The sequence below is a fragment of the Acinetobacter sp. ESL0695 genome (assembly GCF_029392135.1).
In the GTDB taxonomy this organism is placed as follows: Bacteria; Pseudomonadota; Gammaproteobacteria; order Pseudomonadales; family Moraxellaceae; genus Acinetobacter; species Acinetobacter pollinis.
Genome location: NZ_CP113932.1, coordinates 746,689 through 765,416, shown reverse-complemented (window position 1 = coordinate 765,416; position 18,728 = coordinate 746,689). Strand labels below are relative to the sequence as shown.

General features: G+C 35.0%; 14 protein-coding genes. 8 read left to right on the top strand and 6 right to left on the bottom strand.

Features of this window, described 5'->3' with window-relative positions; genetic code table 11:
* Positions 1–13: 13 nt before the first annotated feature.
* From OZX61_RS03625 to phrB, 4 genes are all read left to right on the top strand, one after another.
* The gene (locus tag OZX61_RS03625; protein WP_195772128.1) at positions 14–1,312 is read left to right on the top strand and encodes a D-alanyl-D-alanine carboxypeptidase family protein; all 1,299 of its coding nucleotides are present in this window, start codon (positions 14–16) and stop codon (positions 1,310–1,312) included.
* Positions 1,313–1,403: 91 nt separating this feature from the next.
* On the top strand, positions 1,404–2,693 hold the full coding sequence (locus tag OZX61_RS03620; RefSeq protein WP_277095348.1) for an NAD(P)/FAD-dependent oxidoreductase: 1,290 nt from the start codon (positions 1,404–1,406) through the stop codon (positions 2,691–2,693).
* A gap of 218 nt (positions 2,694–2,911) precedes the next feature.
* The gene (locus OZX61_RS03615) at positions 2,912–3,394 is read left to right on the top strand and encodes a peptidylprolyl isomerase (protein WP_195772126.1); all 483 of its coding nucleotides are present in this window, start codon (positions 2,912–2,914) and stop codon (positions 3,392–3,394) included.
* A gap of 96 nt (positions 3,395–3,490) precedes the next feature.
* Positions 3,491–4,906 (top strand): deoxyribodipyrimidine photo-lyase, encoded by a 1,416-nt coding sequence (gene phrB, locus OZX61_RS03610; protein WP_277095347.1) that lies wholly within the window; start codon positions 3,491–3,493, stop codon positions 4,904–4,906.
* 42 nt (positions 4,907–4,948) lie between these two features.
* Here the strand turns inward: phrB and yaaA are convergent, their stop codons facing one another.
* On the bottom strand, positions 4,949–5,725 hold the full coding sequence (gene yaaA / locus OZX61_RS03605; protein WP_277095346.1) for a peroxide stress protein YaaA: 777 nt from the start codon (positions 5,723–5,725) through the stop codon (positions 4,949–4,951).
* A gap of 127 nt (positions 5,726–5,852) precedes the next feature.
* Here yaaA and OZX61_RS03600 point away from each other — a divergent pair, with 127 nt between their 5' ends.
* On the top strand, positions 5,853–6,482 hold the full coding sequence (locus OZX61_RS03600) for an alpha/beta hydrolase (RefSeq protein ID WP_277095345.1): 630 nt from the start codon (positions 5,853–5,855) through the stop codon (positions 6,480–6,482).
* A 45-nt stretch (positions 6,483–6,527) separates the two neighbouring features.
* Here OZX61_RS03600 and OZX61_RS03595 read toward each other — a convergent pair whose 3' ends face one another.
* Positions 6,528–7,922: an amino acid permease gene (locus tag OZX61_RS03595; RefSeq protein WP_195772122.1), complete on the bottom strand. Its 1,395-nt coding sequence runs from the start codon at positions 7,920–7,922 to the stop codon at positions 6,528–6,530.
* A gap of 229 nt (positions 7,923–8,151) precedes the next feature.
* Here OZX61_RS03595 and OZX61_RS03590 point away from each other — a divergent pair, with 229 nt between their 5' ends.
* From OZX61_RS03590 to OZX61_RS03580, 3 genes are all read left to right on the top strand, one after another.
* Entirely contained in the window at positions 8,152–8,637 is a 486-nt protein-coding gene (locus tag OZX61_RS03590; protein WP_277095344.1) for an Lrp/AsnC family transcriptional regulator, read from the top strand.
* 228 nt (positions 8,638–8,865) lie between these two features.
* Entirely contained in the window at positions 8,866–9,516 is a 651-nt protein-coding gene (locus OZX61_RS03585) for a YitT family protein (protein WP_277095624.1), read from the top strand.
* 182 nt (positions 9,517–9,698) lie between these two features.
* Positions 9,699–11,957 carry an excinuclease ABC subunit UvrA gene (locus OZX61_RS03580; protein WP_277095343.1) on the top strand — a complete coding sequence of 753 codons (2,259 nt, stop codon included), beginning with the start codon at positions 9,699–9,701 and terminating at the stop codon, positions 11,955–11,957.
* Between the two features lie 290 nt (positions 11,958–12,247).
* Here OZX61_RS03580 and OZX61_RS03575 read toward each other — a convergent pair whose 3' ends face one another.
* From OZX61_RS03575 to OZX61_RS03560, 4 genes are all read right to left on the bottom strand, one after another.
* Complete coding sequence (locus tag OZX61_RS03575) at positions 12,248–13,783, bottom strand: PepSY-associated TM helix domain-containing protein (protein WP_277095342.1); 1,536 nt, start codon at positions 13,781–13,783, stop codon at positions 12,248–12,250.
* A 6-nt stretch (positions 13,784–13,789) separates the two neighbouring features.
* Positions 13,790–14,074 (bottom strand): hypothetical protein, encoded by a 285-nt coding sequence (locus OZX61_RS03570; RefSeq protein ID WP_277095341.1) that lies wholly within the window; start codon positions 14,072–14,074, stop codon positions 13,790–13,792.
* 16 nt (positions 14,075–14,090) lie between these two features.
* Positions 14,091–16,202 carry a TonB-dependent siderophore receptor gene (locus OZX61_RS03565; protein ID WP_277095340.1) on the bottom strand — a complete coding sequence of 704 codons (2,112 nt, stop codon included), beginning with the start codon at positions 16,200–16,202 and terminating at the stop codon, positions 14,091–14,093.
* Between the two features lie 217 nt (positions 16,203–16,419).
* Positions 16,420–18,606, bottom strand: coding sequence for a TonB-dependent siderophore receptor (locus OZX61_RS03560; protein ID WP_277095339.1), 2,187 nt, complete (start codon positions 18,604–18,606; stop codon positions 16,420–16,422).
* Between the last annotated feature and the right edge of the window lie 122 nt (positions 18,607–18,728).

The following is an 18,728-nucleotide window of genomic DNA, read 5'->3' as shown; positions in this document are numbered from 1 at the left end:
TAAGGCGGCTCTTTTGAAACGTTTCACCCTAGTCCTCACAAGTTTCTTGGCATTACTATGTACAACAATTACACATGCCAGTGTCCTAACAATTAATCCAGACTCTGTTGAGGCCGCTTCATGGATCATTTACGATCCTCAGTCCAAACAAACCATCGCAGAATATAATAGTCATGCTCAGCGTGCTCCAGCATCATTAACAAAAATGATGGTCGCCTATCTCACATTAAAAGCCATTCAAGAAGGTAAGCTTAAAACAACAGATACCATTACCGCATCCGATATTGTACATGTAGTACAACCCGATGAATCTCAGATGTTTCTTAGACAAGGTCAGCAAATTACTGTAGATCAACTTTTAAGCGGGCTTATTGTCATGTCCGCCAATGATGCTGCTGTTACACTTGCACAAAAACTTGGTGGAGATATCCCTCATTTTGTAGAAATGATGAATAGCGAAGCCAAAGCACTCGGTATGACAGATACTCATTTTATGAATCCAGCAGGAATCACTATGGATGGCCATTATGCGTCAGCTGCAGATCTTGCCAAACTTGCCAACACACTCATTCAACAATACCCACAGTACCTTTCTTACTCTAAACAAACGAGTTATTCATGGAATGGTCGTACGCACCATGCAACGAATATTCTACTAAAACAAGATCCTACCGTAGATGGACTAAAAACAGGCTATACCGCAGCAGCAGGTTATAATCTTGCCCTCACCGCAAATAGACCAGCAATGAATCCAGATTTCCCTGAGCGTCGCCTTATTGTCGTTGTCATGGGTACAAAAAGTGCTTACAAACGTGCCCAAGTCGCTTACGAACTCATGAACATGGCTTTTAACTACACACGTGATGAAGTGGCTATTAAAGCGAATCAAATGATCGCTCAGCTCCCTGTCATTAATGGCAAGCAAAATGTTTTTAATCTTAAAGCCAATCAATCGAGGATTATCACGACATCATTATATGACTCAAACACACCTATTAATATGAAAAACTTTAGCAATACCAGTGGTTTAATTACAATTGATGGTCAGACAATTACACCTTCACAAGAAACAAAAACTCAGTTATCTGTCCAACTTGATCAAAAACAACTCACTGCGCCATTAAATCAGGAAATGAACCTTGCAAATGTTAAAGTTTTCCAAAATAATCAACTAATTGAAGATTTTTCATTGTCAGCAAAAGTTGAGCTAGAACGTGCAAGTTTATTTGAACGTTTTATTCATTGGTTAAAGCATATTTTGCCATTTTTCTCTGATAATGCGACGGAAGCTATCGTTTATCCAATAAAATAAACGGTAATCGTTTACATTTATTAAAAGATGACATATTAATAAACATGAGATGTCATCTTTTATCATTCAAGCATAAAGGCGAACGTAAGTTATGAGTAAGTCGCTACACCGTATTGTTATCGTTGGTGGCGGAGCTGGGGGCTTAGAGTTAGCAACACAACTCGGAAATACTCTTGGTAAACACCAAAAAGCACAGATCACTTTAATTGATCGATCTTTATCTCATATTTGGAAGCCTCTTCTTCATGAAATTGCGGCGGGTACGCTCAATCCACATGCTGAAGAAACGAACTATTTCGCTCATGCAAAAAAACATCATTATCAATTCATTCTAGGTCAATTTGAAACAATTGATCGGGAAAAGAAAAATATTCAAATAAGCACGCCACAACTTTCTGAAAAATACTGCAAAGATGGCTATACAGATATTCAGTACGATACTCTCGTTATGGCAATCGGATCTCGCTGTAATGACTTCAATACTAAAGGTGTCAGAGATAACTGTTACTTCTTAGATAACAGAGAACAAGCTGAAGTTTTTCAACAAGACCTCTTCCATCTTTATTTAAATGCACAAAATAATCAAACCGTCTCTGCTTTAAATATTGCCATTATTGGTGCTGGAGCAACAGGTGTAGAGCTTGCCGCAGAACTTATTGATGCCAAAGAGAATTTTCATCAATATGGTTTAAATAAAATAGACCCTAAATTGGTTAAAATTACACTCATTGAAGCTACACCACGCATACTTCCTGCACTTTCAGAATCTATTTCTGCACAAACCCAAAAAACATTAGAAAAAATGGGGATTGAAGTACTAACCAATCATAAAGTAAGTGAAGTTACCTCCGATTCTATTGTTTTTGCAGATGGTAAAATTATCCCTGCAACAATGAAAGTATGGGCTGCTGGCGTGAAAGCACCAGAGGTACTTGAGCAGTTTACAGACTTTGAAAAAGATCGTATTAATCGTCTGAAAGTCTATGCAACATTACAAACCATGACTGATCCTAATATTTTTGCTTTTGGTGATTGTGCGCATTGCCAACCCGATGCAAAAGAACCACCGTTAGGGCCAAGAGCACAAGTTGCAAGTCAACAGGCGACTTTTCTAACCCAAGCCCTTGCTGCACGATTACGTGGCTCTCAATTGCCCATGTTCACTTTTACCGACAAAGGTTCTTTAGTTTCATTAAGTCGCCATAAAGCAATTGGTCAAATTTTAGGACAGGTTAAAGTACATGGTGCGCTTGCACGTTCAATGTATGCTTCTTTATACCGTATCCATCAAGCCAATATTCATGGCTATACGCAAGCTGGATTAATGATGACTAAAGATTTTGTGACGCGCCGCGTAGGTCCTAAGATTAAGCTTTACTAAAATAATTGATGAAAAAGCAACCTATGCTCTTAATATTGCTTTAAAAAACATAGGTTGTACACTTTTAAAGCATTGTTTCATTGATTTTTTATGAATCAGCCCCATACTATTATATTAAATGAGCAATACAAACTCATCAAAGAAAAGGCAGACAAACCTTGTACTGTCTCACTTTTTATGATGAAGTATTTACTTAAAACACAAATTGGATAGACAATATGACTGCTATTGCAAATAACCACGTGGTTTCATTCCACTACACACTAACAAATGCTGAGGGTGAAACACTTGATAAATCTCAAGGTGAGCCACTTACATATTTGCACGGTGCAGGTAACATCATTCCTGGTCTAGAAAAAGCTTTAGAAGGCAAAACAGCTGGCGATAAATTCAAAATTACTGTTCCTGCTTCTGAAGGTTATGGCGAATACAACCCAGATTTAGTACAACAAGTTCCTGCTCAAATGTTCCAAGGTGTAGAAAACATCGAGCCAGGTATGCAATTCCAAGCACAAACAGATGACGGCGTACAAATCGTAACTGTAAAAGGTGTTGAAGGCGATACAGTACTTGTAGATGCAAACTTCCCTCTAGCAGGTCAAGATCTTACTTTTGATGTTGAAGTTGCAGACGTACGTGACGCAACTCAAGAAGAAATTGACCACGGCCATGTACACGGTGCAGGCGGTCACCAACACTAAGTTGGTTTCTTGTTAAAAAGCAAAGCGAAAGCTTTGCTTTTTTTTTATGAGTAGGCATAAACTGACAGCATTCTTTTTAAAAATAATTATACTCAAATGGCTAGAAATTTATTTTGGTTTCGTCAGGACTTAAGATTAGAAGATAATGTGGGGCTATGGCATGCCACCCAACACAATGAAGAGTGTGTTGCTTTAGTTATTATCTCTCCAGAACAGTGGAAACATCACCATGATGCACCTAGTAAAATATTTTTTTATTTAAGACAGCTTCAAGAAATTCAAGAAGATCTAAAGCACCTAAATATTCCACTTATTATAAAAACGATTCAGTCTTGGAGTAATGTTCCTGAATATATAACTTCACTATGTAAAAAGCTCGAAATTGAAGATATTTATGCAAATGTAGAATTAGCAACGAATGAGAAACGTAGAGACGATCAAGTCAAAGAAGCTCTCTCTAAATATAAAAAAAATATTCATCTTTTCGAAGATCGCACACTTTTTCCAACACAAAGCATTCGTAATAAATCAGGTGAGGCATACAAAGTATTTACTGCGTTTAAAAAAACATGTTACGAACGCTTGAGTATATCTATTCCTAGAGCTTACCCTTCTCCATCAAAACAAAAATCAATTGTGATCAAAGATATAGAAAACGAATCTCTGAACGATCTTATTTCTCAGTTTGAATATGACACATCAAGTTCGGCCTTCAAAATTGAAGTGGGTGAAAAAACTGCTCAGGACAAACTCAAAGATTTTGTTAAATCTAAAATGAACAACTATGATCAAACAAGAGATATACCAAATATAGATGGAACAAGCCAACTCTCGCCTTATTTAAATATCGGTATCATTTCAGTACGTCAATGTTTAGAGGAAGTACTCAAAGACAATGACTATATCTTTTCTATTCAGAGTAAAGGACAACAAACATGGATAGATGAATTACTCTGGAGAGAGTTTTATCAACACGTGATGGTCGATTTTCCACATATTTGCAAACATCTTCCTTTTAAAAAAGAAACGCAAAAGATTCAATGGCGTAATAGTGAAGAAGACCTTAAGAAGTGGCAAACTGGACAAACTGGTATTCCTATTGTGGATGCTGGTATGCGCCAATTGCAACAGACAGGTTGGATGCATAATCGCGTCCGCATGATTTGTGCGATGTTTCTCAGTAAAAACCTACTGATTGACTGGCGGCTTGGTGAAAAGTGGTTTATGCAACACCTATTGGATGGAGATCTGGCAGCAAACAATGGTGGATGGCAGTGGTCAGCTTCCACAGGAACAGATGCTGTTCCTTATTTCAGAATATTTAACCCTGTTACCCAATCACAACGCTTTGATCCTCAAGGTGAATATATTCGAACATGGGTACCTGAGCTAAAACAGCTAGATCATAAACAAATTCATGCGCCAAAAGAACATATAGAAAATTATCCGCGACCTATCGTAGATTTAAAGTCTAGTCGAGCACGTGCACTCGCTGCATTTAAAAATATTTAAAGTATTGCGTGAGTAAAGCGTTTACCCTACTCACGCACTTTACTATTTCTGCTCATCTCTTTTAAAGACAAGTTCATGCCGATTCGAGTTCACTGCATCGAAATAATAACCATCGACATTAAATGATTTTAAACCTTCTGCTTGATCTATTTTATTCTCTAACATAAAACGTGTAATTAAACCTCTGGCTTTTTTAGCATAAAAGCTAATTACTTTATATTGACCATTTTTTTGATCTAGAAATACAGGTTTAATAATTTCTGCATTTATTTTTTCTGTTTTTACTGCTTTAAAATACTCATCCGATGCAGCATTTAATAAAAGCTTTGAATTAGATTCTTCAAGATCGTGATTAATCAATTGCGTAATATGATCGCCCCAAAATTGATACAAGTTAGAACCACGTGTATTTTTGAGTCGTGTCCCCATTTCTAAGCGATAAGGCATCATTAAATCAAATGGACGTAATAAGCCATATAGCCCCGAAAGCATTCTAAAATTCGTTTGTGCAAAGTTAAGATCGGCTTCAGATAAATGATAAGCATCTAACCCAGTATAAACATCACCCTTAAATGCAAAAATAGCCTGACGTGCATTTGAAAAATCGAAGTGAGTTTGCCAATCATTAAAACGTGCAACATTTAATTGAGCAATTTTCTCACTCACTCCCATTAAACTTGCAATTTGCGATGCAGAAAGCTGACGACATACTTCAATCAATTGCTCAGACTGATCTATTAATCTAGGTTGAGTGAACTGATCTGTTGGTAATGGAGTTTCATAGTCTAATGTTTTTGCAGGTGAAACGAGCGCTAACATAGTATACCTTAATGATTATTTTCTCTTATATAACTATAACAGTACGTTATTTTGAAAGCTAATTTGTGTTTTTAATGACAATTATCGGTATCATAAGCGTTTACTTTCAAACACACATACAAAGTTTATGACAGATACAATCTTTTTAGATGGCCCCGTAGGTAAAATCGAAGTATTTGTAGACTATCCAGAAGGTACTGCAAAAGGATTTGCCGTTGTATGTCATCCTCACCCTTTACAAGGTGGTACACCACATCACAAAGTTCCTGCCCTTATGGCACAAATTTTAAAAGAACGTGGTTGTGTTGTCTATCGTCCAAGCTTTCGAGGTTCAGGACAAAGTGAAGGCACTCACAATGAAGGGTTTGGTGAAACAGAAGATATTTTGTCAGTGATTGAATATGCTCGCCAACAACACTCTAATCTACGCTTCTTTGCGGGTGGATTTAGTTTTGGCGCACATGTTATGGCAAAAGCATACCATGCATTAGAATTACCTCTAAAACCTGAACAGCTTATTTTATGCGGTCTACCAACAGCAACCGTTCAAGGCTTAAGACATTATAAAACACCAGAAATTAGTGGAGATATTCTGCTCATTCATGGTGAGGCAGATGAAGTAACCTTACTTTCAGATGCAATTGTATGGGCGAAACCGCAAAAACATGCGATTACGATTTTCCCAGGTGCCAACCACTTTTTTACAGGCTATCTAAAACAAATACGTACAGCAATGCAACGCTACATTCAGCTTTAATTTAAATATAAAAAGACCAATCTCTAGATTGGTCTTTTTTGTGTTTTAGTCATGATTCGTTGTATGAATAATTGCTTCTTTTGAAACGCTTTTCTGCTTTTTCTCTTTTATTATATATGCAATAGATAATACAACCAGCCATATTGGTAGCATAATTACTGCTGTACGCATTCCATCAGAAAATAGCATAATGGCTAATATTCCTACCATAAAAGCAATTGTTAAATAGTTCGTAAATGGATAACCCCAGCTCTGAAACTTACATGTATAGTTTTGTGCAGCCTTTGCTTTACGAAATTTAATATGAATTAGAGAAATCATCATCCAATTAATCATAATCGCAACCACAACCAATAGCATCAGTAAAGAAAAAGCCTGATCAGGAACAAAATAATTAATTGCAACACAGCCCACTGTACATAGCGATGAGAAAACCAAGGCTTGTACTGGAATACCACGACGATTAATCTTTCCTAATATTTTAGGAGCATTTCCTTGTTTCGCCAATCCTAACAGCATACGGCTATTGCTATATACACAGCTGTTGTAAACAGATACTGCTGCTGTAAGTACGACAAAATTTAATATGCCTGCCACTAAATCACTATTTAGTGAATGGAAGATCATAACAAACGGACTACCACCCTCTGCAACTTTATTCCAAGGGTACAAGCTTAATAAAACAGCGATAGAACCAACGTAAAAAATAAGTACACGATAGACAATTTGATTAATTGCTTTTGGTAATGTCTTTTCAGGTGAAGCCGTTTCTGCTGCTGAAATACCTAATAACTCTAACCCACCAAATGCGAACATAATGGCTGCCATTGCCATAATCAGACCATGCATACCATTTGGGAAGAACCCACCCAATGCCCACAAGTTTGTTACTGTTGCGTGCTCGCCTCCTGCACCACTTACCAATAAGTAGATTCCAAAGACAATCATACAAAGAATAGCAACAATTTTAATGAGAGAAAAAATAAACTCCATCTCACCGAAGAATTTAACGCTCACAAAATTAATGACATTAATGAGTGTAAAGAAAATAAGTGCAGAAGCCCATTTAGGAAAATCTGGCCACCAGAAATTCATAAATACGCCAATGGCACTTAACTCGGCCATTCCAACCAGAATATATAAAATCCAATAATTCCAACCCGAAATAAATCCAGGAAGTTTACCCCAATAGTCAAAAGCAAACTGACTAAAAGATCCACTCACAGGATTTTCTACTATCATTTCACCCAGTTGGCGCATGATTAAAAAAGCAATGAAGCCTGCAATGGCATAACCAAGAATGACAGATGGGCCTGCCAATTGAATGGTTTGACCAATTCCAAGAAAAAGACCAGTACCAATTGCACCACCTAAAGCAATTAGTTGAATATGCCGATTAGCTAGCCGTTTTTTTAAATGATGTTCAGTACTTTTCATCATATTCGCCCACATATTTAATTTACTTAACAAATACAATAACCATGCCAAAAATGACAAAAAATGATCATTTATTGCTTGAAGTGGCTAAAAAATAGGATTAAAAAGCATTTTTTGATTATTTTACAAACAGAATCGTAAATAAGTATATCTTTTTAGATCAAATCATTTGCTAAGAGGTTTTTAAATCTTCTAGAATGCAATTTTTCGCTATATTACAAATAGGTTTTCGATGAGCATCAATCTTGACCAATATGATTGTAAAATAGTCCACCATCTACAAAAAAATGGCCGACTAACCAATCAAGAATTAGCTGAGCTTATTGGTCTATCTACATCTCAATGCTCTCGTAGACGAATATTACTAGAACAAAAAAATATTATTGCAGGATACTATGCACAAATATCCCCAGTAGCAGATCCAACGCCTATTACGGGTATTATTGAAGTCAAAATTACAAACTATAACCATGAGAATTATGAAAATTTCATTAATTTTGCACAAAAAACATCTAGCATCAAAGATATATACAAATTAACAGGTCACTACGATTTTATTTTTAAAGTTGCTGTTAAAGACTTTAATGAAATGAGTCAATTAATCGCAAAACTCTCTTCGAATGAGTTCTGTGTTTGCGATCTAAATACATCTATTGTATTAGAAAAATTAAAAGAAAATTCTATTCGCTATGAAACTATGCACAATCACAATGCATAAGTTAAAAACCACCATATTGCACCATAATAGTTCAAAATAATCTAATATGCACCAAAATAAATCATAATCATCGCTTAATTTTAATATTTTCTATAAAATTTACAGATTTCCAGCTCTAAGGACACTTAATCAAATACTATTATAAAATGAATAACTATCCCTAAATGGCATTACTTTTGCATGAAATATGCAAAATTATATTTACCTATTATTCAAAGTGGGCTGATTATGAGTAATGAAATTCATCCAAATCAAAATATTCCATCTACAGATGCACCATTATCAACCATTGATGAGCATACAAAGTTTGAAGATATTCTTGCCATGCTTATGGGAACATTTGTTTTATCATTTGCTTTAAACCTATTACAGTTTTCAGGAATTATGACAGGTGGTACAGCGGGTTTGTCTCTACTCATTCACTATATTACGGGTTTAAAATTTGGAACCGTATTTTTCTTAATTAATATTCCATTTTATTATTTTGCATATAAAAAAATGGGAGTGGCTCTTGTTGTTAAAACATTTATTGCCGTAGGTCTACTCTCTTTATTCTCTGAAGTTACTCCTCAGTTTTTTCATATTAAAGACTTAAATCCATTTTATGCCACAATCGTTGCAAATATTCTTATGGGTATTAGCTTTCTGATGCTATTTCGCCATCGCTCTAGCTTAGGAGGAATTAATCTTTTGGCTCTTTTTATACAAAATCAGTATAAAATTGCAGCAGGCAAAGTACAAATGGGTATCGATATTTCTATTCTTGTTGCATCAGCTTTCTTCGTAGACTGGCATCTTCTTGGAATTTCAATTATTGGTGCAATTGTTTTGAACTTTATCATTGCAATGAATCATAAACCTTCTCGTTATATTGCTTAGTTTACATTCAATCCTTACAACTAACTTATAGTAATACAACCTATAAATTAGTTGTAAGTATGACCTATTTTGCATAAATTAACAGATTCGTTGTATAAAAATACGCCTCAAATATGTTTATATAAAATCGACAATACATATTTAAAAACCGATCATAATAAATTTGCTGGCCGTATAGAACTATGAAAAAAATGATTCATATCTTTGGTGCTCGCCAAAATAACTTAAAAAATATTTCACTTAATATTCCTAAACATCAAATTGTTGTTTTTACAGGTGTTTCTGGTTCAGGAAAGTCTTCACTTGTTTTTGAAACAATTGGTGCCGAGGCACAGCGTCAGATTAACGAGACACAAGACAGTTTTACTAGAAATCGTTTAAAGCATATGGGACATGCCGATGTCGATAAAATTGAAAATCTAAATGTTCCTGTCATTATTGATCAGAAGCCTCTCTCTGGAAGTATCCGTTCAACAGTAGGAACTGCAACAGATATTTATGCCAGTTTAAGATTACTTTTTTCTCGTTTGGGAGAGCCATTTGTTGGTTACTCTCAAGTGTTTTCTTTTAATCATCCAGATGGAATGTGTCCTGAATGCGAAGGAACTGGTTTAGAAAATACCCTAGATATCTATAAAATTTTAGACCAAGAAAAATCACTCAATGAACATGCCATCTTGTTTCCAACCTATCAACCTCAAGCTTGGCGGTGGCAAAGATATGCCTATTCTGGTTATTTTGACTTAAATAAAAAACTTAAAGATTATACAAAAAATGAATGGGATTTACTTTTATATGCGCCACAACACAAACCCAAAGACCCGACAAAAGACTGGAAAAAAACGGCACTTTATGAAGGGTTAGTCACGCGTTTTGAACGTAACTTTATGAGGGGTCAAGCACAAGAAAAAAACAGATATAAGGCAAGACTCGATAAAATTATAGACACTAAAACCTGCTCATTGTGTCATGGCCAAAGATTAAAACAACAGACTTTAAAATGTAAAATTCATCATAAAAATATTGCCGAATGTACCTCGCTTTCAATTCAAGAGTTAATTCAATTTATAGATGATATTCACGCACCTAAATACGATGTTTTACTTCATGAAATTAAACAAAAACTTCAGCATTTACTTTTGGTGGGCTTAAGTTATCTCAGTCTAGATCGAGTCACCACAACTTTGTCAGGTGGTGAAAGCCAGCGCATTAAAATGGTCAAACATTTAGGAAATAGCTTGGTCGATCTCATGTATATTTTTGACGAGCCAAGTGTTGGACTTCACCCCCACGACTTAGAAAATATTATTCAGATTATTAAGCAGTTAAGAGATAAAGGAAATACAATTTTACTGGTAGAACATGATCCAGATTTAATTAAAATTGCTGACCATATTATTGATGTAGGGCCAAAATCTGGAATACATGGTGGAGAAATTGTTTATGAAGGTAGTTTTAAAAAACTCAAATATGCCAATACACTCACTGGTCAATTTTTTGCACAAGAGAAAGCTTTAAAAGCACATCCAAGAGTTTCTAAAGATGTCATTTCTATTCAACATGCCAATATGTTTAATTTAAAAGATATTTCCGTCAATATCCCTAAAAATGTACTGACTGTTGTTACAGGTGTTGCAGGTTCAGGGAAAAGTACACTTATTGGTAAAGTCCTCTTGGCACAATATCCCGAAGCAAAATTAATTAATCAATCCGCGATCATGGCAAGTATTCGTTCAAATTTACTCACCTATCTCGATTTATCCGATCATATTAGACATCAGTTTGCACAAGCCAACCATGTAAGCATGAAACTCTTTAGTTATAATAGCGAAGGTGCATGCCCTCATTGTAAAGGTCTAGGTATAGAAAAAGTTGAACTCGCTTTTTTAGATGACATCGAAATTGTTTGTGAAGTTTGCCATGGAACAGGTTACAAACCTGAGGTGTTCAAATACCAGTATCAAAATAAGAATATTACTGAAGTTATGAAAATGACTGTTGAAGAAGCATCCCATTTTTTCCAAGAAACAAAAATTCAAGACAAACTACAGCTTTTAATTGATTTAGGTCTAGATTACCTTTCACTTGGGCAACGTCTGAGTACATTATCTGGTGGTGAAAGACAACGTTTAAAGCTTACCAAAGAGTTAAAACAAAATGGTCATATTATTATTCTCGATGAACCAAGTACGGGGCTTCACCCTTCAGATACGTTTAAGCTTATTGAACTTCTTAACTATATGGTCGATCAGGGCAATACCGTAATTACGATTGAACATAATTTAGATATTATGACACAAGCAGACTGGATTATAGATATTGGCCCATTTGCTGGCCGTGAAGGTGGAGAGCTCATTTTCTCAGGATATCCTAAAGATCTTATTCGTACAGCGAAATCTTTAACAGGACAATATCTCGCTCAATATCTGAAGTACACCTAAACTATTTTGGTGATTTCGCTCGCATTGGATTGTTAAGCAAAATAAGTAAAAGTATGGTGGGTGTCGCAAAAACCCACCAACTCACAAAAGCCACAGAAATACCATACCGTAATACAAGTAAATAAAAAGAGAGAAGAAATAAGGTAATCGAAATAAGTTTAAATCCCTTAGGATACTTATATACCCAAGCAAATGATGGTTTTTGTTTTTTATGATTTAATAAAAAGAGAAAATAAAAACCAATATATATTCCTAAAAATACAATAAGTATAGTCATATAATTTTCTTTCCTATTTTGCGTACTTTTTAAAAACTTGATGCTTAATTAATTTAATTTTCATTAAAAGAAATAATGCAAAAAATCCTATCAATACCACCACTAAATCTAGTCCAACGTAATGACTATAATCAGACCATCCACTGATATAACTTGCATGCACTAATGATGCAATATTTACAATAGGAAGAAACATGGCAAGGACGATAAAAACAGTGAGGTATACCTGCCACAAATATTTCTCAGATACAATACATGCACTGATCAACGTTATTGCCCAGACATAAAAGAACGTAGATATTTCTAAATTTGGAGCACTCATATGAGACAATGTATAAAGACGATTACTATAAAAATAAGCCAGTATGGCAACAGGCAAACCAACCAACGCACTCACATTGAAACGATTTACCATGTAGTGTCCAAAATGAAAGGTATTGTGCTTATTTTTTAACTGGCGTTTTAAACTCCAAAGTAATAAGCCCGATGCAATCATCAGACAACCCAAGATTCCTGAAATAAATAATGCAATACGTACCAAGGGCTGAGCAAAAGGCGCCATATGTAAACTATAGATACCACCATAAATTTTTTGTACGCTACTCTTTTGGATCGTCTGTGAAAGTACGTCACCGTTCACACCAGATAAAACGATTTGTGCAGGTGTTAAAGTAATACTTTTATCTTCTTTTTGCTTAATAATAATCTGACTGACTGTCGTGTAAGGTTGCTTTACTTCAATACTTGCAATAGGAGGATGCTCAGGCCAGATCTGATTAATTTTAGACTGAATCTCTTCTATACCTATCATATTTGAAGGCTTAGGATTTTCCTTACTTACAATGAGACTTGTCGGTGTATTCAATTCATTAAAGAAATCTAACTTTTTCTTTCCATAATATTTTTCAATACCTGATGGTAAGTATAAATAGAAAAATATCGCTAACCCTGTAAAAGTAATCATAAGGAAAAATGGTAACGCAATGACGGAAACCACATTATGAAAATCTAACCAAGAACGCTGAGATTTGAAGGTACGTAATGTAAAGAAGTCGGTAAATATTTTCTTATGCGTAATTACACCTGAAATAAGGGCAATAAGCATAATAAATGCGGCAAAACAGACAATAAATCGCCCAATAATAATGGGAATACCAAATAACTGAAAATGAAAATTATAGAGAAACTCGCCACCTTGTGTAGATGCAAGTTGTGCTTCCTCACCTGTCTTGGGATGAAGTGTTTTAAAGATAAAACCATCTACTTTTTTTCGAATAAATATTTGGTTAACAGGATGATCATCCGATGCCACTTGAATATACCAAGACTGGTTTTCGCTACCCTGTGCTATGGCATATTGTAATCCTGTATATATGGCTTGCTCTTGCGTAAACTGAGCCTGATTAAACTCAGGTTGCATCCATAAATTTATATTATCTTTATAATATGACAATGTTCCTAAAAGAAAAATTGTAAAAAGCAACCAACCGAGGAGTAATCCAACCCAAGAGTGTAACCAAGCCATTGATTGACGTACTGATTTATACATACTGCATCACACAATAATTTGAGCAAGCCCATAGAGTATGCATGTAATAACAACACTACATAATATGGTCTTCTTAACTGACTGAAAAATGAAAATACTTAGAAAAAAAATAATAAAAAATAAAATGCCAAACATTGCAGCTAAAAAAATAGACTCAGCACGTGGCATAACATTAACCAAAGCGACTGTAATAAGTAATGTGGCGTAACGTGTACACACATAACCCAAGATACATGCAATAAATATACGACATGTGATACTTAGCCTATACATCATTGCATGTTCCTTCATACCCACTTACCTCACATTAAAACTTGAAGTTCACCGACAAGTTATAATTCGTCGGTTCACCATAATAGCCTTGGCCATCTTTCAAGCCCGTCAGGTACTTTTCATTGGTAATGTTATTCACATTTAATTGCAGTCTGAGATTTTTATTGACGTCATAGCTGGTCATTAACCCAATCAGTGCATAAGCATCTTGCGTAATTAAGCCTGCATGTGAAACCGATTCAGGATCATGAATCGCACTTTGCCATTTTACACTGCCACCAACTTTGAGTTTTGGATACTGCGGAATAGTATAAGTTGCTAAAATATTAAAGGTTTGTGTCGGATTATATTGACGTGGATTCACTCCATTCGCTAGATTTTTCAAACTAAATTTGGTGTAACCGCCAGATAGTTCAAGTGCATCCGTGACTTTCCCTGCTAGCCCTATATCTACACCCTGAGAACGCACCGTACCAAGTTGTGAATGGTACAAATTGTCTGACAAATCAAATGTTGGTGAAAGAGCAAAATTGGTCTGCTCGGTTCTAAAAATAGATAAATAACCCGTCAGTTTATTGTTTAACCATGCACTTTTAACTCCCATTTCATAGCTTTTTCCTTCTACAGGTACAGCTGTTTTTCCTGTAGAAGAATCGATGACCGTTTGTGGTCTAAAAATAGAGCTATAGCTTACGTATCCTGTATAAGTTGGTGTAAAGTTATAAGTAATACCTGCATAAGGAAGTGTTTTATTTTTTGTATAATTACCTCGGGAATTAATTTCGGCATAATTCACACCTAATAGAACTTTGAGATCATCCGTTAAATGTAAACGTGTTGCACCATATAAAGAGCGTAAAATTAAAGCCGTTGTTGGTGCAGTAAAGCTATTGCCCCATGTCTGCGCAGATGGTGACCAACTTGCAAGATCTGTCGTATATTCACCTAAACTACTGCCATAAGCATAATTGCTTTGCGTGACGTTTTGCGACCATGAATAACCAATATTGGCTTCATGTCTACGACCAAACAAACTATATGTACCCGTGGTATTTAAATTAAAAGTGCGATCTCTAAACTTCTGATTATAAATTTCAGGATAAAGATAAATACCAGATGTATTGTCTGTTGAACTTGGATTGCCACTCAAATACAGCATTTGGTTTTGAAGGTTAGAAATACGCTCATCATAATTAAACTTAGCAACCCAATCTCCAGCAATTTTTTGTTCTATACTGGCAAAATAGTTGTTAATTGACCAATCATAATAAGTCCATGAAGGAGCATAGTTATAGCTACGTGCATAGCTTAATTGTTGCCCCGCAGAGTTAGTCAGTGGTAGCGCACCCCACTGTGAACCATTGGTTAATTGATTTGTTCTTGAATAACCTACAGAAGCAGTTGTTGAATCTGTAAGATCAGCATCTACAATCAGTTGTACGCCATTTTTTTCTTCTGAGTATTTATCTAAATACGAATTTCCTGCTTTTTCATACCCGACCAAACGCGCACGTACACGACCATCTTGGGTAAGTGGCCCAGAAATATCAGCTTCATAGCGTTGAGTATCCCATGAGCCATAACTTATTCCACCAGAGGCTTGAAATTCTTTGGTTGGTTTTTTACGTACATAATTAATTGTTGCACCCGGATCGCCTAATCCATTCGTGAGTGCATCTGCGCCTTTAATAATTTCAACACGATCAAATAAATAACTATCTGGATCAGAGTTATTATAGTTATAGCTATCGACCTGAGGAATTCCCATACCATCGTATAAAATATTAGAAATATCAAAACCATGAACGGTATAGGTTGTTCTATTAGTTTCGAGGCCTGTAACCGTAACACCCGGTGTATTATTTAAAATATCGCGAGTTGTTCTTAAACTAAAGTCATCTAATTGTTGTCTTGTAACCACATTTATTGTTTGTGGTGTTTCTTTTACAGATAAATTTAAATGGGTTGCACTACTCGTATTTTCAATTGTATATGCTTTTGTCTTTTCCGAACTGTCTTGTGCCGATGTTTTATTGGCTTTTACCGCCAATGTTGGCAAAAGTACATCTGTAGAAGATGCATCATTTGCATGAGACAATGGAATATATAAGATTCCAACTATTGCAACACACAGTTGCTTCTTCATAAATTGCATCAGAAAATTACCCAAAATTATAACAAATGAAAATAATTATCATTATATCTACATTTTTTGTTTAAATTATGGATTTTCAAGACACATTCGGGAATAAAAATAAAAAAAATCTACTCATAAATTTTATCAAATCATATATTTAATAAAAATTGAGGTTTAAATCACAATTAAAAAAACCTGCTTCCAATATGGAAACAGGTATTATAGTTTAAAATTTATACGTTAGAGATCCCGTGTAGCTTGTTGGGTCCCCATACGTATTCGCCCAGTAATTTAGGCGATATTTTGTATTTGTTAAATTACCCACATTTAGAGTAAAAGAAAGATCGGGAGTCATTTGATATTTTGCCATTAGATCTAACACTGTATACGCTTTTTGTGTATATAATGCGCTTTGTAAGTCATTAATACCGACAGAATAAAATTTGCTTTGCCAACGTATACTTGAACCCACAGTAAATTTATCAAGCATACCTGAGAACTGATAAGTTGAAGATAATTTAAACTGATCTACTGGCAACTGTGTATTTACGCGCTGTCCACTTTTTTTACTTGATGCATGTGAATACCCTGCTTGAACGTTTAGGTTGGGTAAAACTTCTCCTCCTAGCTCTATCTCAAATCCTTGAGTTTTTATGCCATTTGAAGAAGTATAATAATTAGATCCTGCTGTTATTAATCCTTCAACAACTGGCGCATCAGAAGCTACATATTTACCAGATTGTAAAGCAACATGATCCATTTTAGATTGAAAATATGCACCACTTATATTGAGTCTATTGTCATAAAAGGCGGCTTTCAAACCTGCCTCATAGCTCTTTCCTTCTTGAGGAGCTAATAGTTTATAAGCGTAGTCCCTTTGTGACTGTGGCAAGAATATTTCAGTATAACTGGCGTATGCTGTTAAATCATCTGTAAGATCATAAGTTAAACCAGCATAAGGCGTAATTTTATGATAAGTACTGATTTTATTATAACCAGCGGATGTTGTATAAGATTCTGCAATATAATCAGAAAGTCTTGTTCCTACAATAACATGTAGATGATCTAAAGGATTTAGCCTTGTGGCTACATAATAACCTGTCTGCTTATAGTTTAAATTCTGTACACCATTTTTTATAAATTGAGGTGCTGCAATATACCCATCCCATACAGATGGTTTTACCGAAGTAATTGCTCCTACCGCCTTATATGTATTTGCATCATTTTCGATATTCTGATAGCTAGCCCCAAACATTAACTCATGCTGGCGTCCAAATAATTGATATGAACCGATTAATGCTAAATCTATAGAGCTTTCTTCAGGATTCGATTGAGTATGATTAGATACAAAATTAGCATAGTCAGCTTTATATTTAGGAGATGTTCCAATAACTCCATAAATTGCATCTATCTTCTGTTTTAAATAGTCATAATGTAAATTTATTTTCCAGTTTTCACTAAAATGATGCTCTAATTCAGAAAATATATTAAACGTATCAATCTGATTGTATGCCCAACGTGGAGCTGCATTAAAACTAGGTGAATATGGATTAGATGAATAATCATAACCATACATATCCAAACCATGGACACTTAAACCATCACTACGATTTCGACTGACTAAACCACCTATGGAAAAATGTGTTTGATCACTAATATCACTATCAATTACACCATATAAATTTGCTTTTTTATAATTCCCCCAAGATTTCCAAGAATCTCCTTCCTCATAAGCTGCAACGGCTCTACCTCTAATATTACCTTCTTTATTTAATGCGCTTTGTACATCAAACTCTGATCTTACATTGTTCCATGAACCATAACTTACTTTTGCAAAACCTTTAGGCTCAAGACTATCTGCATGTTTTCTATTAAGATTAATACTTGCACTTGGATATCCAGCACCATTGACTAGTCCTGTTGCACCTTTCACAATCGTTACATTTTCAAAAATTGATGTATCTAAATTACTTAATGCAGAACCTGACTTTGAATCTATAGGTGGTGCTGTCATTACACCATCAATTTGGTAATTTACAATCTGTTGACCACGAGCATAATACATTGCATATTCACCTCCATTTCCTATTGCACCCTTTGCGCCATAACGCTGAATCTGAACACCTGAAGCTTGATTAAGTACATCATAGGTATCACGCAAATTCTCATCTTGTATTTGCTGCTGAGTAATTACAGCGACCGATTGAGGGGTATCTTTTAAAGATAAATTTAACTTTGTCGCACTTTTACTTTTTTCGATAGTGTAACTAGTTTTTATTTTTTTACTTTCAGCTTTTAGGCTAATACTTGGTAAGTTCTGTGTATCATCAGCCATGGCCGACAATGGAATGTACATTGCCAATATAATACAAAAGTTTAGTTGGTTCCGCTTAGAGAAAATAGAATAGCCCATATTTATTTCATTAAATGATAATTATTAACAAATGTGAATAATATATATTCACTTCGTGTATGTATAGTAATTTTCATATTATTTTCAAAGTAAATAATTGTATTTAATATATTTTTTATTTT